This is a genomic window from Stappia sp. BW2, assembly GCF_008107695.1.
Lineage (GTDB): Bacteria > Pseudomonadota > Alphaproteobacteria > Rhizobiales > Stappiaceae > Roseibium.
Window position 1 is genome coordinate 1764989 of the sequence record NZ_VIRG01000070.1, and the last position, 21723, is coordinate 1786711.

18 protein-coding genes and 1 pseudogene are annotated in these 21723 nt (G+C 56.2%); 9 read left to right on the forward strand and 10 right to left on the reverse strand.

What is annotated here, in order from left to right; all coding sequences use genetic code 11:
* Nucleotides 1-8: 8 nt before the first annotated feature.
* The 4 genes from FMN63_RS27010 to FMN63_RS27025 form a co-directional block, all read right to left on the reverse strand.
* Nucleotides 9-2774: an EAL domain-containing protein gene (locus tag FMN63_RS27010; RefSeq protein WP_209001335.1), complete on the reverse strand. Its 2766-nt coding sequence runs from the start codon at nt 2772-2774 to the stop codon at nt 9-11.
* Nucleotides 2775-2853: 79 nt separating this feature from the next.
* Entirely contained in the window at nt 2854-3942 is a 1089-nt protein-coding gene (locus tag FMN63_RS27015) for a FecR domain-containing protein (RefSeq protein ID WP_148587387.1), read from the reverse strand.
* Between the two features lie 392 nt (nt 3943-4334).
* On the reverse strand, nt 4335-5333 hold the full coding sequence (locus tag FMN63_RS27020; RefSeq protein WP_162530122.1) for a FecR domain-containing protein: 999 nt from the start codon (nt 5331-5333) through the stop codon (nt 4335-4337).
* 451 nt (nt 5334-5784) lie between these two features.
* Nucleotides 5785-6504, reverse strand: a complete 720-nt coding sequence (locus tag FMN63_RS27025) for a glycerophosphodiester phosphodiesterase family protein (RefSeq protein ID WP_148587151.1) — start codon at nt 6502-6504, stop codon at nt 5785-5787.
* Between the two features lie 421 nt (nt 6505-6925).
* Between FMN63_RS27025 and FMN63_RS27030 the strand changes: the two genes are divergently transcribed.
* From FMN63_RS27030 to FMN63_RS27050, 5 genes are all read left to right on the forward strand, one after another.
* Entirely contained in the window at nt 6926-7510 is a 585-nt protein-coding gene (locus FMN63_RS27030) for a YceI family protein (protein WP_148587152.1), read from the forward strand.
* Between the two features lie 52 nt (nt 7511-7562).
* A complete protein-coding gene (locus FMN63_RS27035) occupies nt 7563-8147 on the forward strand; it encodes a cytochrome b (protein WP_148587153.1) in 585 nt (194 codons plus the stop codon).
* A 23-nt stretch (nt 8148-8170) separates the two neighbouring features.
* Entirely contained in the window at nt 8171-8728 is a 558-nt protein-coding gene (locus FMN63_RS27040; RefSeq protein ID WP_148587154.1) for a YceI family protein, read from the forward strand.
* Between the two features lie 151 nt (nt 8729-8879).
* On the forward strand, nt 8880-10517 hold the full coding sequence (locus tag FMN63_RS27045; RefSeq protein WP_148587155.1) for a fumarate hydratase: 1638 nt from the start codon (nt 8880-8882) through the stop codon (nt 10515-10517).
* A 438-nt stretch (nt 10518-10955) separates the two neighbouring features.
* Nucleotides 10956-11549: a L,D-transpeptidase gene (locus FMN63_RS27050; RefSeq protein WP_148587156.1), complete on the forward strand. Its 594-nt coding sequence runs from the start codon at nt 10956-10958 to the stop codon at nt 11547-11549.
* 130 nt (nt 11550-11679) lie between these two features.
* On the opposite strand, the gene FMN63_RS27055 is transcribed toward FMN63_RS27050, so the two are convergent.
* Nucleotides 11680-12249 carry a TetR/AcrR family transcriptional regulator gene (locus FMN63_RS27055; RefSeq protein ID WP_148587157.1) on the reverse strand — a complete coding sequence of 190 codons (570 nt, stop codon included), beginning with the start codon at nt 12247-12249 and terminating at the stop codon, nt 11680-11682.
* A gap of 394 nt (nt 12250-12643) precedes the next feature.
* Between FMN63_RS27055 and FMN63_RS27060 the strand changes: the two genes are divergently transcribed.
* Nucleotides 12644-13114 carry a nuclear transport factor 2 family protein gene (locus FMN63_RS27060; RefSeq protein ID WP_148587158.1) on the forward strand — a complete coding sequence of 157 codons (471 nt, stop codon included), beginning with the start codon at nt 12644-12646 and terminating at the stop codon, nt 13112-13114.
* Between the two features lie 115 nt (nt 13115-13229).
* Here the strand turns inward: FMN63_RS27060 and FMN63_RS27065 are convergent, their stop codons facing one another.
* The 3 genes from FMN63_RS27065 to FMN63_RS27075 all read right to left on the reverse strand — a co-directional run bounded on the left by FMN63_RS27065 (nt 13230) and on the right by FMN63_RS27075 (nt 16008).
* Complete coding sequence (locus FMN63_RS27065; protein WP_148587159.1) at nt 13230-13940, reverse strand: DNA helicase; 711 nt, start codon at nt 13938-13940, stop codon at nt 13230-13232.
* Nucleotides 13941-14127: 187 nt separating this feature from the next.
* A complete protein-coding gene (locus FMN63_RS27070; RefSeq protein ID WP_148587160.1) occupies nt 14128-14496 on the reverse strand; it encodes a gamma-butyrobetaine hydroxylase family protein in 369 nt (122 codons plus the stop codon).
* Nucleotides 14497-14571: 75 nt separating this feature from the next.
* The gene (locus tag FMN63_RS27075) at nt 14572-16008 is read right to left on the reverse strand and encodes a cryptochrome/photolyase family protein (protein ID WP_148587161.1); all 1437 of its coding nucleotides are present in this window, start codon (nt 16006-16008) and stop codon (nt 14572-14574) included.
* Between the two features lie 395 nt (nt 16009-16403).
* Here FMN63_RS27075 and moaA point away from each other — a divergent pair, with 395 nt between their 5' ends.
* Entirely contained in the window at nt 16404-17393 is a 990-nt protein-coding gene (gene moaA / locus FMN63_RS27080; protein WP_209001411.1) for a GTP 3',8-cyclase MoaA, read from the forward strand.
* A 63-nt stretch (nt 17394-17456) separates the two neighbouring features.
* On the opposite strand, the gene FMN63_RS27085 is transcribed toward moaA, so the two are convergent.
* Complete coding sequence (locus FMN63_RS27085) at nt 17457-18695, reverse strand: multidrug effflux MFS transporter (protein WP_209001337.1); 1239 nt, start codon at nt 18693-18695, stop codon at nt 17457-17459.
* 364 nt (nt 18696-19059) lie between these two features.
* The gene (locus FMN63_RS27090; protein WP_148587163.1) at nt 19060-20214 is read right to left on the reverse strand and encodes an Mrp/NBP35 family ATP-binding protein; all 1155 of its coding nucleotides are present in this window, start codon (nt 20212-20214) and stop codon (nt 19060-19062) included.
* Between the two features lie 373 nt (nt 20215-20587).
* On the opposite strand from FMN63_RS27090, the gene FMN63_RS27095 reads away from it, so the two are divergent.
* Together FMN63_RS27095 and FMN63_RS27100 are read left to right on the forward strand one after the other, a co-directional pair.
* Complete coding sequence (locus FMN63_RS27095) at nt 20588-21268, forward strand: SDR family oxidoreductase (protein ID WP_148587164.1); 681 nt, start codon at nt 20588-20590, stop codon at nt 21266-21268.
* Between the two features lie 6 nt (nt 21269-21274).
* Nucleotides 21275-21694: pseudogene (locus FMN63_RS27100) on the forward strand (GNAT family N-acetyltransferase); the annotation flags it as partial.
* Between the last annotated feature and the right edge of the window lie 29 nt (nt 21695-21723).

Genomic DNA, 21723 nt, shown 5'->3' on the forward strand with positions numbered 1-21723 from the left:
GGACATCCTTATGCGGCCTTGAGGAGCAACGACTGAAGTTGCGCGGAACTCATGGGACGCCCGAAGAAATACCCCTGGCCGTATACACATCCAAGGTCGCGCAGCTTCTCCGCCTGTTCGGCGGTTTCGATCCCTTCGACGAGGACAGACATTCCATGGCCTTTGGCCATATGGAGCACCGCCTCAATCACAGAGACATCCTGCTTGTTAGCGATTGACTCACGAACGAATGTCTTGTCGAGCTTGATTTTTGAAAACGGATACTTCGGCAGATAGCCGAGCGAGGAATAGCCGGTTCCGAAATCGTCGAGCGAGAAATTGCAGCCGAATGCGCGCATTTCCTCCATCGCGAATTTCAGGTCGATTGTTTCATCGATGAACAGGGACTCCGTAATCTCAAGATCCAGACGTTCAGACGGAAATCCCGTTCTCTGCAAGGCTTCCTCAACGGTGGCAACGAGATTGCCGCGCGTGAACTGAACAGCCGATACATTGATGGACAGCCTGAGACCGTTCGACCAGGTCAGTGCCTCTTTCATTCCCCTGTTGAGCGCCCAGGCCCCCAGCTCCACGATGTATCCGTTTTCCTCGGCTATCGGGATGAATTCGACGGGTGAGATCGGTCCGAGTTCCCGGTGGTCCCATCTCAGCAAGGCCTCGACACCGAAGATCGACTGGTCGGCTAGATTGGTCAGGGGCTGATAGACCATATGGAGTTCGTCCCGGACAATCGCCTTGAAAAGTTCGGTTTCCAGTTGGCGGCGGCGTTGCAGCGCCGCATCCATTTCCGGCAAAAAGCGCAAGACTGGCGAACGGTTGTCGCGCCGTACCTTGGCCAGGGCGTTGCCCGACTTCTTCATCAGATGTTCGGGTGTGATATCACCTCTGGAGACGATGTACCCGAACTTGAGTTGCACCGAGACCCTGGCACCTTCGATCTTGTAGTCCTCGCCGATGACCTCCTGAAGCGCCTCGATCAAGTCCAGGTCCTGATCCGTCTCACATCGAAAGACGCCGGCGAATACGTCTGCGGTCATGGCGCCCCATGTCACCCGTGACGAAAGGTGGTTTTTCAGGCGCATCGCGACAGTTTCACGAAGCTGGTCACCGTAGGAAAACCCGAGCGATGCAACGATCTGGTCAAAATTTGCAATCGCGAACTGCACCAGACAAACCTCCTCGTCTGTCCCGCGAGCAAGTTTGAGTGTTGCAGCAATCTTTTCTTCAAAACCGTTCCGGTTGAACAGTCCGGTGCCAGGGTCGAACCGCGCAAGATAGGCCAGCCGTTCAGCGGATTCCTTTTCTTCCGTCACGTCTCTGCACGTGAGACAGGCCACCGCTTCCGTTTCAACATCTCTCAGCTTCTTCGATTTCGCTATTGTGTGCACAGAGCGCGTGACGACGTATTCGATGAACCGGCGGCGGCCGTCGTCCAGGCGCATATCCAGGACCTTGGTCACCGGCTGCCGGTTTTCCGGGTTGGCAAGCACAGACTGGGCTTCCTCAACCAGTTCCAGCGGTAGGACGGACCTTGCCGCCTTGCCGACCAGGCTTTCGCTTTGAAACAGTTTTCGAGCCATCTGACTGGCAGCAGAAACCTGTCCATCGCTCTGAACAACGACGATTGCATCGAAGCTGTCGTCAAACACCAGGCCAAGCATGCGCTCGCTGTTGCGGCGTCTGACATTTGCAATGTGAGAGAGAAATTTGTGAAAGCCGAGTTCCCGCAAAACGATGCTGGCGGCAGCAAGCATAAGGATCAGATGAGCGCTTGCAGTCGGCACAAGAATGGGAGACGACTTCTGAATTGCAATGGCCGTAACTTCGAACGTGATCGCGCACAGCGAAAGAATGCCGATCTTCAGGGCCCAGCCTTCGATCTTGGTCAGCAGCAGAACGAAAAACACAAACACCGCGAGGAGGATCGTGATCCACTCGCCCCGAATTTCGATGGCCCTGTTCTGCAAGAGCGTTTCGGCACCAAGGGCCTGAATAACGCTGCCTGGCAGCACATCGTAGACGGGAACGGGAAAAAGATCGCGAAGCTCCTGCGCGCTTGCGCCAACGATTACCTTCTTGTCGAGAAAGAGCCCCGGGGCCGGCGTACCTTTAAGGACATCCACAAGGGACACCCTCTCCAGGCCATCCAGAGAGATACTGTAATCGAGGCCAAAACTCCCGAATGTGTTCCCGGTGTGCTCCCCCAGCAGAGCGGCCGCAGATACTTCTGAATTTCCGTTGATTCCAAAGCCGTAAAGATTCCGCCAGATGCGACTGTCGGATTCCATCGGCACCATGACGACAACCGGCCAGGCCCCCTTCAGCAGTTCGTCGATGGGCTGGTTGACGATCTCACCGGAATTTTGGTCGGATGAAGCAGCCTGTTGAAAGACAGCAAGGCTGACGTTGCCAGCACGCTCTATGGCGTCTGCAAACAGCGCGTCGTCTTCCGGATTGGAGGCAGAACTGAAGTCGACATCGAATACGATGTCGCGTGCGCCGGCTTCGGCCAAATGGTCCGTGAGCTCTGCATAAAGTCGGCGGGGCAATGGCCATACGCCAAGTTCACTCAAGCTTCTGGCATCAATATCAACGACCACAAGGTCGCCGGTAACCGGCCTATGGATGCTTTGAAAGCGGAATTCCCAAAGAAACCGGTCAAAGGCGGTTGTCAGAGCAACTGATCGCAGAACGGCGACGGTAGCGATGACGCCGATCACGATAAGAATCGCACTCGCAATTCTTTTCAGCCGCTCCGAGCTAACGATCAGCACACCCACCGCCCCACTTTCTCATTCAGCACGCAATCAGCTGACAACAGCACTGCGCTGTCTTGAGGCGTACTGAATATCTTCAATTCCTGTTTTTTCCGTTTCCGTTACCGGAATTTCCCTTGCCGTTTCCACCGGCATTGTTGTTGCCGCTTCCCGAGTTGCCGTTCCCATTGCCACCCGAGTTGCCGTTTCCGTTACCGCCGGAGTTGCCGTTTCCGTTACCGCCGGAGTTGTTGTTACCGCCACCGGAATTGCCGTTACCGTTGCCACCGGAATTGCCGTTGCCGTTGCCGTTGCCACCGGAGTTCCCGTTGCCATTCCCGCCGGAGTTGCCGTTGCCATTCCCGCCGGAATTGCCGTTGCCGTTACCACCGGAGTTCCCGTTGCCATTCCCCCCGGAATTGCCGTTCCCGTTGCCACCGGAATTACCTTTACCATTGCCACCGGAGTTGCCGTTGCCGCCGGCGTTTCCATTGCCATTAGCACCGAAGTTTCTTCTGCCAATCCCGTTGGCAGAATTGTTTGCTTTCCTGTTGGCATTGGCGGATTTTGCGGCCGCTGCATTTGAGGGCACATTCTTGACCGCAGGCGTTTCGAAGGCTGGAGCACGCTTTGCGCCCGGTTTCACAGATGGCTTGGTACGACCGCCGACAGAAAGGCCAACCCGGCTGGAGGGGGCGCTGGCTGCTGTTTGTCCTGCTGTCAGATCCACCCGGTCGCCGGAGGCGAAATCTTCCACCGCGACCACGCCGCGATCGACGGAAACGCGGGCCTGTTTTGCCTGTACCCGCACTTCAAATCGCGTGCCTTTGACAACCGCGGCGAAGAACGGGGTTTCCACTGTGAAATGTGGCCGTTGCCGCTTTTGAACGTCGACTTCGATTGTCCCCTTTCTCTGCAGCAAAGTGGTTTTTACCCCGTTGCTGCGAAAGTTTGACATGGCGAAGGTTGTGTTTGGTCCGACTGCGATGGTCTCAGCGCCTCGCGCTATCAGGGCACGGGCACCTGCGCGCGTTCCGATGGTGTAGCCTTTTTTGAACACCATGCCCCGTTTAACGCGGAAGGCTTCCACCCCAGGTGCGACAAAATAAACGATGCCTGACACACGTTTCACGACCCAGTCTGACGCATTCGCGGAAGCAGGATGCAGGACCAGAGCCGCAAGCAAGAGCGTGCACACAAATGAAACTGCTTTTCGTTTTAGCGAATACATAGCGACTTTTCTCATCGTACTCTTCAACACACTGCGAGTGACTTTTAAAACCAAGCGGCAAAACCGCGATCAATTTTCAAACACCACATAAATTGTGTAGCATTTGAGCACTTAACCCGACGTAAATTTGAGCCCGAAATATTACCTATGCTCGTTATTAATCAGGACAAAACAACACATTAGTGAAGAAAATTACTAAGTATTATTTAGGAATTCATGGAGCTACACAGTCCGCTCCATATCTTGAACAACTCCTGCCGGGCTACTTGCTTTCTCGGCCCAAAGCCGTATCGAACAAGTGCTCCAAACGCTTGCATGGAGCTGGACAAGTTCAGGGGCGAGGTCTGTTACCGTCCCTTGCCGTTTCCGTTTCCGCCTGCGTTGCCGTTGCCATTGCCGCCGGCGTTGCCGTTTCCGTTTCCGGAGTTTCCGCCGGAGTTGCCATTGTTGCCGGAATGACCGTTGCCGTTTCCGTTCCCGCCAGAATTGCCGTTACCGGAGTTGCCGTTACCGCCCGAGTTTCCGTTACCGCCGGAGTTGCCGTTACCACCCGAATTGCCATTACCTCCGGAGTTACTGTTACCTCCAGAGTTACCGTTCCCGCCCGAGTTACCATTGTTGCCTGAGCGGTTACTTACGGCGTTGCCGCGGTTGAAACCGTTGGCGGCTCTCGCCTGCGCCTTCGATGCCGGCACGTTCTTTACAACACGCGTTTCAAATGCCGGTGCCCGCTTGGGCCCGGAGTGCACCTCAGGTCTGGTTTTGCCGCTGACGGACAATCCGACGCGGCGCGAAGGGTTGGTGGCAGCTGCTTGTCCCGCCCCAACGTTGGCGCGGTCCCCTGACGCAAAGTCGTGAACGCCAACGACACCCCGGCCAACCTTGACCGATGCCGTCCTGTTTCCCACCTGGACTGTGAAGCGTGTTCCCTTGACAACAGCTGCCAGAAACGGCGTTTCCACTTTGAAATGCCTGTACCACCGGCGCTGTACGTCAACATCAACCCGACCGCGGTCCTGATAGACGACCATGCGTTTGATCAACACGCCCTTGGGCTCGAGCGTTACGACAGAATGCGGTGAAACGACGAATGTTTCCTTGCCGCGGCTGACCACAACACGTCCGCCCCCGGTCTTTAACTTCCACCCTTTTCGGACTGTCATTCCGCGCTTGATGGCAAAGGTTTCGCCAGATCGTGTTTCAACCATCACACGCCCGCTGACTCGTTCCACGGACCAGTGCCACGGGGCGCCACTTGTTTCCGCATCTTGGGAAAATGCCTGTTGCGAGAACCAGAAGATTGCGAGGGCTGCGAGCAGAAACGAGGCCGCCAAGCGGACTTTCATCTCCCAGAAACGTCCAGCGCGATCAGAAATTGCCGTAGAGCGACCTGATCTACTTGATCCGCTGACAATCTTCCCGCTAAACATAAGTGGCCCCTTTTTGGTCAGGCTTTCTAACTCCGGAACGCTATTCTGGGCCCGTTAACAAGACTTGAATTATGCTGAGGAACTTTTTTATTTCTTACTCTTAGTAAAGTTTTCTCTATCTTCTAACGTTTTCAACATTTTCACACATTCGATAAAATTTTAGCTTTAAAACTATTTAAGATTGTGTTTTTGGGATTCTGGCTAGGTTTCGCAATCGCAGATACCTGCGCGCCACCGTCAAAACTGTGTTCTGTAATCAGAATTTTTTTGCAATCAGATCCCCGTACTGGTGGCCTAATTCCCGAAAAATTCGGGCCACAGCACTCTGAGACGGCCATATTCGCACAAATCACATTGTGTTTCGGTGTCAGACGGGCGTCAGCAAGTCTCTTTCAACCGTTCTGAAGATTTCCACCTGATCGATGTTCATCTGCTCGATGCCGCAACGAACGGCTTTTTCGAATACACCCCGGTCAGAACCGGCATAGAACATCTGCGTAATCAAACCCGCCTGCCTTGCCTCGTTGATCAAGTCTTCTTCGAGATCGTCTTCATGAAATTCCAGAATGTGCGCACCAAGCGCAACGGCGCGTTCGACAGATCCGACATGTGCATAAAGAACCATCCGCCTCAGGTCAGGTACCTTCGCACGCGCTTCGGCGCGGATAGCCTGGTCGAATGAGAATGTCCATGCATCGGCCAGCATACCGCGGGCGGCCAGCATATCGCGGATTTCCGCGGGATCGCCTTCCTTGATTTCGACATAGGTGTTGATGCGGCCCTTGCAAGCATCGAGAAACACATCCAGTCTCGGAACACGCTCTCCCACGAACGCCTCATCGAACCAGGAACCGGCGTCAAGACGGTCGACCTCATCCGAGGTCATATCCGAAATGCGTCCTGTGCCATCCGTGGTCCGGTCTACTGTTGCATCGTGCATCACATAAAGCACGCCATCCTTGGACGGTCGCACATCGAACTCGACAACCTCGGCGCCAAGGGCGATGGCTCCTTCCAGAGAGGCGATGGTGTTTTCCGGCGCCTGAAGGCTGGCTCCGCGGTGACACACAACGACGGCTTGTTTCACGTTTGATCTCCTGTGTCTCAAGACCGGGGTCGAGAGCTTGAGTGGGACTGGCCGGCCCCGATACTAAGAGGGAAGTTGGTGTGATAGGTGCCTGAAATTCTTGATGAAATGATGACAGTTCAACTTCCATCACGATTTCATACGCTTATCGGCAAAAACAACCCTTACTTGCGTGAAATTTTACTTCACCTGACGCTCTGCATCTTATCCCGATTCTATCGAGATACAGCAGGGCGGCCGAAGCCAAGCCTCTTCAATTGAAGTTTTCCGAGGTGCTGGAAAGTTAACAACGAAGAAATCAACTGAATTTTTGTTCAGTATTTGCGAACAGTCAGTCAAGTTGCACCGCACAATTTTAAACCTATGTTCCAATTTCAGCGTTCATGAGCGAACGCCACTGAAAACACTATGAGGTTTGATCATGATCCGTCTCGCAGCTTCTGCGCTTGCCCTTTCCCTCGTCGCGGGCTCGGCCCTCGCCGAGCCTGTTGCCTACGACTTCGACAAGTCCCATACCAACCTGTCGTTCTCTTATAATCACCTCGGCTACTCCACGACCGAAGGCCGGTTCGGCGAATGGGAAGGCACGCTGCTGATCGACAAGGACAAGCCTGAGAACTCTTCCATCGAATTCACGATCGATGTCGGCAGCCTCGATACCTTCTGGGCGGAGCGCGACCAACACTTCCTGAGTGCGGATTTCTTTGACGCGGAAAATTTTCCGAAAGCGACCTTCAAAAGCACCAAAGTCGAACGGACCGGTGAAAACCAGCTGGAAGTCACGGGCGACCTGACCATCAAGGACATCACCAAACCGGTGACCCTGACCGTTGACGTTACCGCATTTGGCGAACACCCGATGGCCAAGAAAGAAGCTGCTGGTTTTGCCGTATCCACAGTGGTGAAGCGCTCTGACTATGGAATGGACATGTATGTTCCCTATGTAGGGGACGAGGTCACCGTGACCTTCTATTCCGAAGCGCTCAAGGCTGACGCGACCAACTGATAAAACACCGACGGGGGCCGGACCGACCGGCCTCCGCTTTCCAGGAGCTGCCATGCTGCGCAACACCTCAACCGGTTATGGAAGGATCGCGATTGCTTTCCACTGGACGATGGCCCTTTTGATCATCGGCATGCTGGGCCTCGGCCTTTATATGCAGCAGTTGCCCCAGACCGAGCAGGCGACGTTTGAACTTTACCAGTTGCACAAGTCCATTGGCTTTGTCGTGCTGGCCCTTGCCGTGTTCCGTCTTGTCTGGCGCCTTCTCAACCCGTCACCGAAGCTGCCCGAAAACATGCACCCGCTGGAAAAGGCTGGGGCGCATCTGGGTCATGTCGGGCTCTACGCGCTTCTGTTTGCGATGCCCCTGACCGGCTGGTTCATGGTGTCTGCGTCGCCCTGGGGCATCCCAACCGTCCTGTTCAATGTCTTGCCTGTGCCGCATCTTCCTGTGCCGGGTGCACTCGGCTCGCAAGAGCAAGCTGAGAGCTTCTTCAAACTGCTGCATGAATACGGCGCCTACCTTTTGATCGCGCTGATCGTGGTTCACGTGGCTGCAGCGCTGAAACACCATTTCATTGCACGCGACGCCACGCTGAAACGCATGATTTCGACGGCTCCGGCCAGAGCCGAGAGCTGACAAAACGAACTGGAAATCCGAAGATGACATTGAAGCATTTTTCCTACGCCGTTGCTGTTTTGTCGGCGACGACCTTTACCGTACCGGCCTTCGCCGACACCTGGAAAGTCGATCCGGACCAGAGCAAGCTCGGTTTCGAAGTCAAACAGGGTGGCGGCACGCTGACGGGTGTGTTCGCTTCCTGGGAAGCTGACATTGATTTTGATCCGGCAGCTCCGGAAACCGCTAAAATCAGTGCCGAAATCAAACCGACAAGCGCAACGACCGGCAACGCCCAGTTCGACGGTACTCTGCCGGGCAAGGACTGGTTCGACACGGAAGACTTCCCGACTGCCGAATTCAAGTCAGACACTGTCAAGCTGGTCGAAGGCAACAGCTACCGGGCTGAAGGTACGCTTTCCATAAAGGGAATATCCCAGCCTGTCGAAATGGACTTCACGCTGGACATTGAAGGCGACACCGCAACAGCCAAGGGCACGGCGATTGTCAACAGGCTTGACTATCAGCTTGGCAGCGGCGTCGGCAAGGACACTGTCGGAGACATCGTGACCGTGACCCTGGACCTCACCGCGATCCGCTGAGATCCAGCCGGACAATCAAGACTTTCAGTTCCGACCATTTGATCAGGCTGCGGCACTTGGCGTCCGCAGCCTTTTTGCCGTATGAGAACAGCACTCAACGTTCCAGCGCTTCCGGACGCAAGTGGAAGCAGCCAGATCAGGAAAGCCTCCTATGAACGCTCCGCTCACACCTCCCACCTACCAGCACAGTGCTCTTTTTCCGCAGGGAGAAGATAAAACGCCTTACCGCAAACTAACGTCAGACCACGTCAAGACGGCCGAGTTCAACGGCGAAGAGGTGCTGGTGGTAGAGGCTGAAGGCCTCCGTTTGCTTGCCGAAGAAGCGTTCAAGGACATCAACCATTACCTGCGCCCCGGTCACCTGGAGCAACTGAAAAAGATCCTCGAGGACCCGGAAGCGACGGAAAACGACAAGTTCGTCGCCTTCGATCTCCTGAAGAACGCGAATATCGCCTCTCATGGCGTTCTGCCGATGTGCCAGGACACGGGCACCGCGATCATCATGGGCAAGAAAGGCCGCAGGGTCTGGACCGACGGTTCCGACGAAGCTGCCCTCGGCGAAGGCTCCCGCGATGCCTACTTCAAGAAGAACCTGCGGTATTCCCAGCTTGCTCCGCTTTCCATGTTTGAGGAAAAGAACACCAGCAACAACATGCCGGCGCAGATAGAGCTCTATGCCGAAGGCGAAGATGCCTACAAGTTCCTGTTCATGGCCAAGGGCGGCGGCTCGGCCAACAAGACGTTCCTGTTCCAGGGCACGCCCTCGCTGCTGACGCACGACCGGCTGGTGGAATTCCTGAAGGAAAAGATCCTCACACTCGGCACCGCGGCCTGTCCGCCCTATCACCTTGCCATCGTCATCGGCGGCACATCTGCGGAAATGAATCTGAAGACGGCAAAGCTGGCTTCCGCGCGCTATCTCGACGGACTGCCGACACAAGGCTCGGAACTGGGACATGCCTTCCGCGATCTTGAACTGGAAGAGGAAATCCACAAGCTGACCCAGGCGACGGGAGTCGGCGCACAGTTCGGCGGCAAATATTTCTGCCACGATGTACGCGTCATCCGTCTGCCACGTCACGGCGCCTCGCTGCCTATCGGCCTCGCAGTTTCCTGCTCCGCAGACCGGCAGGCCGTCGGCAAGATCACCAAAGACGGGATCTTCCTGGAACAGCTCGAGATGCACCCGGAAAAATATCTGCCCGAGGTGACAGACGAGCATCTGTCCGACAGTGTGGTCAAGATCGACCTCTCCCGACCGATGTCCGAGATCCTGGGTGAACTTTCCAAGCACCCGATCAAGACCCGCCTGTCCCTTACCGGTCCGTTGATCGTTGCGCGCGACCTTGCCCACTCCAAGCTGCGTGACCGGTTGGAAAGCGGCGAGCCGCTGCCGGACTATTTCAAAAACCACCCGATCTATTACGCGGGGCCTGCCAAGACGCCTGAGGGTATGCCGTCGGGATCTTTCGGCCCGACAACAGCCGGACGCATGGATGCCTATGTCGACCAGTTTCAGGCAGCCGGCGGTTCCATGGTCATGCTGGCCAAAGGCAACCGATCCGCACAGGTCCGCCGCGCCTGTCAGGCCCATGGCGGCTTCTATCTCGGCTCCATCGGCGGCCCGGCTGCCCGCCTGGCGCAGGATTGCATCAAGAAGGTGGAAGTCGTCGAATTCGAGGAACTCGGCATGGAGGCCGTTTGGCGGATCGAAGTCGAGGATTTCCCGGCCTTCATCGTCATCGATGACAAGGGCAACGACTTCTTCAAGGAATTGAACCTCAGCTGAGCACCTGCTTTTGCCGATTAAACACAACCCGCGGCCCTGCCGCGGGTTCTTTTTTGTCTATTCTTTGGCCTCCAGTTGCAGACAGCGCGCAGTCCCCGGGAACCGCACGTTGATTCACTGCAATCCGCATAAATTCGATTCGAACCTGAACGCGGTATATTCAAAATTCCATCAAAAATGGCTGGCGACTTTTGCCGGGGATCGGGAAATCCTGCAATCTCGGCGAGTACCCCCGCAACCGACGCGTTTTTCACGAAAAATTCGTTGCAATTTCGGCACACAGGCGGGACATGAGACCCGGTCACATCAACGTGAGATTTTCCCAATCTTCGTTTTGCGACATACTTATTAAGAGTGAGGCAACGACATTTTCGTAACGTCAATTTGATTGAGAATCGCATCTTTGAGGCATGGGCCCGATGCTGATGGGGGATCGGAATGAAGAAACTACTTTTTGTAATGGTTGCAGTTCTGGCGGGCGCATTCGCGCTGACAGCCCAGGCAGCGCCGCGATATGGCTATTTTGACCATAGCACGAACACCTGGGTCACACCGAAATACCACCCGGGCGGACCGTCTCCGGTCAAGCGCAAGCGTGTGAGATACGATGGCCCCTACCCTGCGGGCACGATCATCATCGATACGTCCGAGCGTCGCCTGTATCATGTCCTGCCTGGCGGCAAGGCAATGAAATACGGTGTTGGCGTCGGCAAGGAAGGCTTCCAGTGGGCCGGTACGCACCGTATCACCCGCAAGGCAGAATGGCCGAGCTGGACTCCGCCCTCGCAGATGCGTGCTCGTGAACGTGCAAAGGGCCGCATCCTGCCGGCTTACATGCCGGGCGGTCCGAACAACCCGATGGGTGCACGCGCCATGTATATCGGCTCTACCCTGTACCGTATTCACGGCACGACCGAGCCGTGGACCATTGGTTCTGCCGTTTCATCCGGCTGCATCCGTCTTGCAAACGAAGACGTGATCCACCTTTACAACCACGTCAAGGTTGGGTCGAAAGTTATCGTCAAGCGCTAATCCCGCTGCAACGGTTGCGACAACGAAAAGCCGGGTCACTCCCGGCTTTTTCATTTTAAGTGCCGGGTACCTTATCGGACCATCGCCAGCGCTTCGCCGTCTGCTCGGCTCGCCAGTAATCGGCCGCCGTTCAGGTGTCCGGAATATGAGCCTCGATCAAAGCCGATGCTGCCTCCCTGGCCGCGCCTGCAGGGTCTGGATCGAAACCCATTTGTGCTGCGACGATCGCCCCTTCCTTGAGCAAAAGAAGTTGCCGCGCCAGCAGCTCCGGCCGGGCAGCCCCCGCTTTTTCCGCAAGGCTCTTGAACGCCGACAAAAGCAATCGTTTGTGCTCAGTCGACTGGGTATGAGCCGGATGGGCGGGGTCCTGAAATTCCGAAGATGCCTTGATGAACATGCATCCCCTGAAACCGGATTCCTCAAACCACTCCCTGAGAACATCGAATATCGCCAACAGTTTTTGCCTTGGGGGAAGATCGCGTTCGTCAAGACTGCGCAAAAACCAGTTCCGGAAGGTTTCGTCCCGGTATCTCAACACCGCAAGGATCAGATCTTCCTTGGTTCTGAAATGCTTGAACATCGTGGTCTTGGATATGCCCGTTTCGACAACAAGCGTGTCCATTCCGGTCGCGTGGAAACCGTCCCTGTAAAAGACAGCCAGCGACTTTCGCACCAGTTCATCGCGTTTGCTAGGTCGCATGAATTCCCTTTCTGTACCGATCAGTAAATAGGCATTCATCGTCCTCCGGTCAAGGTATGCACGGAAACACGCGCCTCACTGCTGCCCGACGCGCTATTCTCACAAACATATGATCTCACACTCTCGCTTCCAGCCTTGCGAATATGAACAGATCGGTACATATATCGAATTGTAAATGAACAGATCAGTACACCTAATCCTGTTTAAAATTGTGAGGCAGACCCATGTTCACACCAAGACCTGCATATCCACGTGGTTTTTATCTCTTTGGTGCATTCGTCGCCGGGGCGCTGCTGATCGTTTCCGCCCTGCGTCCTGCTACACAGCCGTTGGATGCACGCCTTCACGCGGGACTGTCCTCATCTCCTCAAATCTATGCCCTGGAGCTTACCCGATGACAGAACAGCGCCCGCCCCTGCCTCCATTTACGCTGGAAACGTCCCGCCAGAAGGTGCGCGCCGCCGAAGATGGCTGGAACAGCAGAAACCCGGAAAAGGTCTCGCTTGCCTACACGCCGGATACAATCTGGCGGAACCGGTCAGATTTTCCAGTCGGTCGCCAGCAAGTGGTGGAGTTTCTGACTAACAAGTGGCAGCGGGAACACGAGTACCGTTTGATCAAGGAACTCTGGACCTTTGCTGGCAACCGGATTGCTGTCCGCTTTGCCTATGAATGGCACGATGCGACAGGACAATGGTACCGTTCCTATGGCAACGAAAATTGGGAATTTGCACCGAATGGCCTGATGCATCGCCGCTTTGCAAGCATCAACGATCTCGCCATATTCGAAAATGAGCGGAAGATGCATTGGCCTCTGGGACCGCGCCCGGCAGATCATCCCGGGCTCAGCGAACTCGGGCTTTGATCAGCCTAAGGTCTTGCAATTACTGCCACCTCTGAATCTTTTAAGACACTCTGGCAACCGGTGCCCGGCCCTCTGCCGGACACCGGTCAACAATCTTCCTGTCAGGAGTCCTTGCTCAATGCGCAGACAGGATCATCCTGCCGTCGTGCAGGAAACACCCCTTGTCGAAATGCGCAAGATCGACTGGATTTGTTGTCCTGATGTCGGCGAACCCCGGCAGCGATTTGCTCTGGGGATCAAAGCTTCGATGAACCTGCGAGAGGAAGACAAGCGTCGCACGCCGCTTTTTTGCAAACTGTCTCATGTCTTCGATCTGATCACCGAGCGGCGGTTGCGAGCGGTGCTGATCCATGACCTGAAGGTAGTCGATTACGGCTATCGTGCCCGGCGCCGGATCTGCCAGCGTTTCTTGAATTGTTCCGGCACAAATGCTGTCTGAGAGCACAATGCTCAACTTTTCAATTTTTCCAGGATCGGCGTATCCGCAGTCGGAAAGCTTCGTGCGGACATCCCGATAAGAACATTCGGATGAAAAGAAGACGGAAGATCGTCCGCTCTTTGCCGCTTCAGCAAGCAATTCGAGCCCCAGAACCGTCTTGCCGTGACCGGGCCGTGCTCCGAGGATCACCATATCGCCTGGCTCAAACGCTGACAGAAGTCTGATCGAAGGGCCCTGGTTACGAGTTGCTGATACGAGATGGCTCCAGCTTCTGAAGCCTTCGCGAACAGCAATTGCGTCCAGTGCCCGGTTCAACGCGATGGTCTTGCTACGGGCGAGAGCCCGGGCTTCACGCTTCAAACGGAAAACGGGTGCGGAGAGTTTCATATTGCGACCTCCAGATCGCGTGCATCAGCCGCAGTCCCTCCATATGCGAACGCACGATTACCTGGTTGCCAACATGAATTGACCCTGCAGTTCGGCTGCTGCTCCAGTTGGAGGGGGATGGCGTGGGTCGAGCCGCCTTCTTTCTAGCAGATTCGCTCAGACACCAGCCAGCGCGCGATACCTCCCATCAACGATCGCGGCTCAGGCCCTTGTCTGCCAGTTCCTTCAGATAGACACCCCAATGGGCTTCAGGGTCCCTGCCCAGGTCGATGAAATACGTCCAGGTGAAAATCCCGGAGTTATGCATGTCATCGAAATGAATACGGACAGCGTAATTGCCGACAGGCTCAATCTTCATGATCTCGACATTGCGCTTGCCGGGAACCGTTTGTTTCTGGGATGGATTGTGCCCCTTCACTTCCGCCGAAGGCGAGCACACCCGCAGATATTCGGCAGACAGTTCGTGCCGTTCACCCGTGTTGAAGGCAACGGTCAGGCTTTTTCTGTCTTTCGATACGCGCAGCTCCGTCGGCCATGGCGCGGTCGGGTCGGTCATATCCGGATCCTCTGATTCCACCCGGCCAACAGCACCGGGAATTGCGCGCGGACGATACCGGCAGAACCGATATCGTCAAGCGTCGTCTTGCGCCGCCTTCTTCACGGCTTCGTAGCCCTCCAGCGCGGCCTCGCGGGCCTTGGCATGGTCAACCAGGGGCTTCGGATAGGTCTTGCCAAGATCGATCCCGGCTTTTTTCAAGGCTTCAGCAGGCGCATCGAACGGCGCAAAGAGATATTGCGTTTCCAAGTCACGCAATTCAGGCACCCACTTGCGGATATACTCACCGTCTGGATCAAACTTTTCGCCTTGGGTGATCGGATTGAACACGCGGAAATAGGGAGCCGCATCCGCACCCGACCCCGCGACCCATTGCCAGCCAGCGGAATTGTTCGCCAGGTCCGCGTCCACCAGGGTGTCCCGGAACCAGGCCTCACCATGACGCCAGTGCAAACGCAGATGCTTGATCAGAAAGCTTGCTGCGATCATGCGCACGCGGTTGTGCATGTAACCCGTTTGCCAAAGTTCGCGCATGCCTGCGTCAACAATCGGATAGCCTGTTTGACCTTGCTGCCATTTCTCCAGCTCTCCATCCGGCTCCTTCCAGGGATATTCATCAAAGGTGGAGCGCCAGTTTTCGGATGGCAGCTTCGGGAAGTGGTACAGCAGATTATGAGAAAATTCCCGCCAGGCGATCTCGGACAGGAATTTCATGCCGTCGTCACCGAGCGACGGCTTCTTGTCCATGACCTCCTGGGTTTCATGCCAGATCTGGCGTGGCGAGATTTCCCCGAAATGGAGATGTGGAGACAGGCGAGAGACATTGGGCAGGTCCGGGCGGTTACGAAGTTTGCCGTAGCCCTTCAAGCCTTCCTGTAAAAAACTGGCGAGCCGTTCCGAAGCACCTGCTTCGCCCGGTGTCCAAAGGTCTTCCCAGCCCTTTGCCCAATTCGGCTTCTTCGGTAGAAGGCCAAAGCTCTCCAGGCCCTCACCGCCGTCATAATCGGCAATTTCCAGTTTCTCCGGAGCCGGCAAGTCATCATCAATCTCGATCTGCCGCGCAGCTTTCCAGAAGGGCGAATAGACCTTGTAGGGGCCACCGGACTGCGTCTCGATTTCCCAAGGTTCGTTCAAGAGTGAGGCCTTGAAACTCTTGACCTCGTATCCGTCGTCTTTCAGCGACGATTTCAGATCGGTGTCTCGCTCGATCGCTTGCGGCTCGTAGCATCTGTTCCAGAAGACAGCCTCAACGCCAGCTTCCTTCGCAACCTCGGGAATCAGATGTCTTGCACTGCCCTTGAGCAAGACCAGTCCTGGCAGATCCTCTTTCAAGGCTTTCAGACTGTGATGAAGCCACCAACGGCTGGCACCGCCTAACGGGTGTGTTTCGCCGGTCTGCTCCGCAGGCTCCAGAATAAAAACCGGAAGAACCTGCCCGTTGCGCGCCGCTTCATACAAAGCTGGATTGTCCTTGATGCGCAAATCCTGCCGAAACCAAACGAGTGTTGTCATGCTGCTCCTACCGCTTTCCACTGGTCAGATACGCCGCAAAGCGCCAACGGATCAACGATGTAAGGGTTTTGTTGGTTCCTATGTTTTCAAGATACAGGATCGGCAGCGTTCGTCAGTCGGTGCGCATCCATTCATCCGCCGCAGCAGCTCCGGCACTTCGCGTTTTGAGGCAGAAGTCGCAATGCGACGTTTCTGCTCGTGAATTGACAACTGTACACCGACAAGTTTACCTGACACCGTAAACTGGATATCTGCAGTCCGGTTTCAATTGATCTTGTCCGCATCGACGCCATATGATCTGGATAAGAAAAATCTAGGGAGAGCGAAACGTGACAGACGGCAAGATTGTGGTCCCGGCACAAGCGGCAATCGGACAGGTGGACGCGCAAGGTCCGATGATCGATCCCTTCGGTCGTGCCGTCACCTATCTTCGTGTCTCCGTAACCGATCGTTGCGACTTTCGCTGTGTCTACTGCATGGCGGAAGACATGACTTTTCTGCCGAAACGAGAAGTGCTGAGCCTGGAGGAGCTCGACCGCCTGTGCACGGCCTTCATTGAAAAAGGTGTCCGGAAGCTACGCCTTACCGGCGGAGAGCCCCTGGTGCGCAAGAATATCATGGGCTTGATCCGCAGCCTTGGTCGGCATCTGGACAGCGGCGCTCTTGAAGAACTGACCTTGACCACCAACGGCTCACAGCTCTCCCGCTATGCGCAGGAGCTCTACGATTGCGGTGTACGCCGGATAAATGTGTCGATCGATACGCTCGATCCGCAGAAATTCAAGGCCGTTACACGTTGGGGCGATCTTGGCAAAGTGATGGACGGGATCCGCGCGGCGACTGCCGCAGGTCTGCAGATCAAGATCAACATGGTTGCGCTCAAGGATGTCAACGAGCACGAGATCGTGACCATGTTGAAGTGGTGTCATGAGCACGGCCATGACCTAACCCTGATCGAGACGATGCCTCTGGGCGAGATCGACGGTGATCGCACCGACCAATATCTGCCGCTGTCAACGGTGCGGGCACGGCTCGCTGACGAATTCACGCTGACAGACATTCCGTACAAGACCGGGGGTCCTGCGCGGTATGTGACGATTGAGGAAACCGGTGGGCGTCTTGGTTTCATCACGCCGATGACACATAACTTCTGCGAGAGCTGCAACCGAGTACGCGTCACCTGTACAGGCCAGCTTTACATGTGTCTTGGTCAGGAGGACATGTCGGACCTGCGCGCGCCGCTGCGTGCCTCGGAAGGCAACGACCTCTTGAATGCGGCGATAGACGAAGCCATTGGCCGCAAGCCCAAGGGTCATGATTTCGTGATCGACCGGAACCGCAACCAGCCTGCCGTTTCCCGGCATATGAGCGTCACCGGCGGGTAAAGCCGCCGGAGCTTTTTTCAAAGCAACCAGCCGACGCAGCTGCTGATCGTTGGATCAGCGGCGCTACTCTGCTGCGACCAGATTGGAGCGCGTGGTGTAGTAACGAATGCTCAGGGCAGCAATCAGGCTGCAGGCGATCCCCACACCCATCACCAGGATCATTCCCCAGGGCGATCCGGCCAGTATGCCGTTGGCATACAGCCAGGCAACGACTGATCCTGCCAGGGCTCCCATGGAAACCTGAAAAGACGCCGTCATGCCAGAGGCCGCTCCGGTCAGTTCCGGCCGAACGCTTGCCGCGCCAGACAAGGCGCTTGGCAGGCAAACGCCATTGCCAAGCCCGAGCAGGAACATGGGCAGGAACAGACTGGGGGCGCTTAGAGCGCCAAAATAGGTAAACCCTGCAATGACGGCCACACAGACAATCGCGATGAGCGTTCCCGACAGGATCATTGGAAACAGGCCGACCCGTTCGGAATACCTGCCGGATATGAAGTTGCCGGCGATATAGCCGAGTGCAACGAACATGAAATAGAAGCCCATTTCGCCGGCGCTCAGGGACAGAAGATCGGCAGCAATGAAAGGTGCGCCCCCAAGGTATGCGAAATAGGCGAGCGCACTGAAAGCAGCGGTGAGCGTGTAGCACCAGTAGAGCGGTTCACGGCACAACGTTGCATAGGCTTTAAAGATCTGGCGCCCTCCAACCGGATTGCGGTTCATATGGGTTTCCGGCAGGAGGAAAACGCTCGCACAAAGAGTGGCAACCCCGAACACCAGGAGCAGCATGAAGCCTCCCTGCCATCCGTAATAATGATCCAGCAAGCCGCCGATTGCCGGTCCGACGGTCGGCATCACCGCCATGCCCATGGTGACATAGCCGATCATGCTGGCCGCTTGCTTGGGACTATATAGGTCGCGGAGGATTGCCCGGCCAAGCACCAGTCCCGTGCAGCCGCCTGCAGCCTGAATCACGCGAGCGGCGATCAGCGCTTCGATACTTTGTGCGAACAGACAAAAAACGGTGCCAATAACGAAAAGCACCGAGCCGAGTATGATGACCGGCCGTCGGCCGAACTGGTCCGACAGGGGCCCCCAGAAGAGCTGGAATACGGCAACCGCAATGAAGAAAGCGGACATGGATAACTGAATCTCGCCCGCGGTCGCGGAAAAGACCAGCATCATTCCTGCCAGGGATGGCAGGTAGATCTGCATGGCAAGCGGGCTGACAGATGAAATCGCCATAAGCACCGCAAGCGAAGGTTTCGCACCGGCGCTGGAAGTGTGGGATTTGCTTGTAACCATGCCCGGGAAGGAACCTTTTTATCGTCATGCCTTGCGGGCTAAATATTCAACTTTGAATATGTATATTGGTTCCGTGATCCGGGCGTGAAAACTTCAATTGATACAGTCGATAGCCTCGAGGCGACGCAAAAATTCAGCGATTTCAAGCAATTGTTTCATGCATTGTATCCCCCGCGAATCCGTATCGGGTGCGAAAGTTCGTGTCCGCAAGTGGCAACTTTTCATGCGTTGGCGCACCATCTTCAGCAGTGGTTGCCGACGTTGACACGGGTATAAAAAAACAGGCTCGGCGTAAGCCGTGCCTGTTTTCGTTTTATCGGCCTGCTGCGGGTCTTCCTCGGCAGGCGAATGGGAAGTTCCCGGTTCAGTCGAAGACGATTTTCGGGGCGGCGCGGGCAGGCTCGGCACTTTCGCGATCGATGCTGGCGAGCACCTTGCCAGCAATGTCCTTGTAGATACCGGCAACCTCACCTTCCGGATCGGAAACAACAACAGGTGTACCGGCATCCGAGGTTTCGCGGATCTTCATGGTCAAGGGGACTTCGCCCAGGAATGGCACGTCCAGCCGATCGGCTTCCGCCCGAGCGCCGCCATGGCCGAATATATCGTGGCGGCCGCCGCAGTCGGGACACAGGAAAAAGCTCATGTTCTCGATGATCCCCAGCACGGGAACGTCGACACGTTTGAACATGTTGAGCCCCTTGCGGGCATCGATCAGGGCAAGATCCTGCGGTGTCGACACAATCACCGCGCCGGCCAAAGGCACCTGTTGAGCCATGGTCAGTTGAGCGTCGCCGGTGCCCGGTGGCATGTCGACCACCAGAACGTCCAGTTCCCCCCAGGCGACTTCGCGAAGCATCTGGGTGAGCGCGGAAATGACCATTGGCCCGCGCCAGATCATGGGGGTTTCCTCTTCCACCATGAAACCCATGGACATCACCTTGATGCCATAACCTTCCATTGGCTTGAGCATCCTGCCCGACAAGGCTTCGGGACGGCCGGAGACGTTGAAAAGCCGCGGTACGGACGGGCCGTAGATATCAGCGTCCAGAACCCCTACCCTTTTGCCAAGAGCAGCCATTGCAAGAGCAAGGTTCGCCGTTGTCGTGGACTTGCCAACGCCGCCTTTACCGGAGGCGACAGCAACAATGTGCTTGATGCCGGGAACGCCGGGTTTTGCTGGCGCCTGTTCCTCAGCCGCGCGCCGAGGCTGCTGCGGAGCGGGTTTCGCAGCTGGTGGAGGCGCTGTGTTGCGGGTGCTGCCTGCTGCCCGTTCGGCTGTCAGCGCGACCATCACCGTTTCCACCCCTTCAACTTCCTTGACCACCTTTTCGGCAGCCTGACGCAGAGGCTCTAATTCCTGCGCGCGCTCTGCGGGAACGGTGATGGAGAAGACAACACGGCCATCGGACACGAACACGTCCGAAACAAGGCCCAATGAAACAATATCGCCCTCAAGGTCCGGTCCCTTGATTTGCCTTAATCGTTCCATGACTGCGCTTTTTATGGTGTCGGTCATTCTTCGGTCCTGTTTCGTTCACCGGCCACTGCCCGTAGCCGATTTTCCGGTGCAAAATCTAGGCCGCCGCCTCACTCAGGCAAGCTGCCAAAATGAAGCATGGCGCGTTTCGCTCTCTGATGGGGAGTCATAGAAGGGGTCATTTTCCGACACAAGCCCAACCATTCAACAGTTGATGGCCGCGCAGTGCTGAATGGTTTGTCGCCCTGGGTCTTTGCCAAACCGAAGGTGAAGCCGAGTGCCATTGGACGCCGAGATTGTTACCCAGCCGCGATGGGGACAATGTTTTCATTGAACCGGGTCACTGCCTGGGTAATTTGGAACCGCCTTGCGCAAACTCTCTTCCTAGTATTTCAAGCCTCAGGACCCCGTCATGCCAACCTGCCTCATCACCGCGGCCAATCGCGGGATCGGTTTCGAGCTTGCCCGCGCAGCCCTTGAGAACGGCTGGACCGTTTATGGTTCAGTCCGGACGCAGCAAGCTGCGAACGCGACGGCCGAACGGCTGGGCAAAAGTTTTCATCCGCTTGTTTTCGATGTGACCGATCATGCCGGTGTTCGTTCTGTTGCCAGCGGCCTCGACAGCCCGCTGGACCTGCTGATCAACAATGCAGGCATCATCACTCCGGAACGTCAAAGCGCTCTGGACATGGATTTTGAGGGCTTTGCCGAAACGCTGGCCGTCAACACCCTTGCGCCTTTGGCAGTCTCGCAAGCCTTCCTGCCGCATCTGCGCAAGTCAGGGGCTGGCCGGATCCTGACTATCTCCAGCCAGATGGCCTGGATGGGATACCGGAAATCCGACACACTCGCCTACCGTGCTTCCAAAGCAGCGGTGAACAAGGTGATGCAGGGACTTGCGACCGATCTGGAACCAGAAGGCATTCCCGTCGCTCTGATCGATCCGGGCTGGGTGCGTACAGATATGGGTGGTCAGCAGGCCGACAATGACCCGGCGGATGTTGCGCGGGGAGTTCTGAAGATCGCAGCTTCCCTCACCGTCGCCGATACCGGCAAATTCTTCAAATGGAGTGGTGAAGAGCGCCCGTTCTGATGAGCCGCCGAGGGGGAGCTGTGGAAGATTTGGCACACCCGCGTGCCGAAGCCGGAGGCTGTTCCAGCTGAAACTTACCGACGGTTGTCGCTTCAGGAAGCTGGATCAATGCCTCCTTTTGCCGTGCTGACCTCTACCGGCAAGGCCGTCCAGCGCCCCCGCCTCAACACGGAATGCAAGCGCATGCTGTTGGCGCACGCGTTTGAGGAGCTGGACTGCATCGCGGTTGAATTTCGAATCCACTTCATGCACCGCCAAAGTCGCGCTGCCATTGAACGGCTAGGCGCCAAACTGGACGGCGTATTGCGGTCTCACCAGCGCTCACCCTATGGGGCGCTTCGCGATACGGTGGTCTATTCGATTCTTCCCCATGAGTGGCCCGCGGTAAAAGCCAGCCTCGATTTCAAGCTTGAAGAACGGGGCTAACCTCCTTTTCCACACAAAGAAGTGCTCAC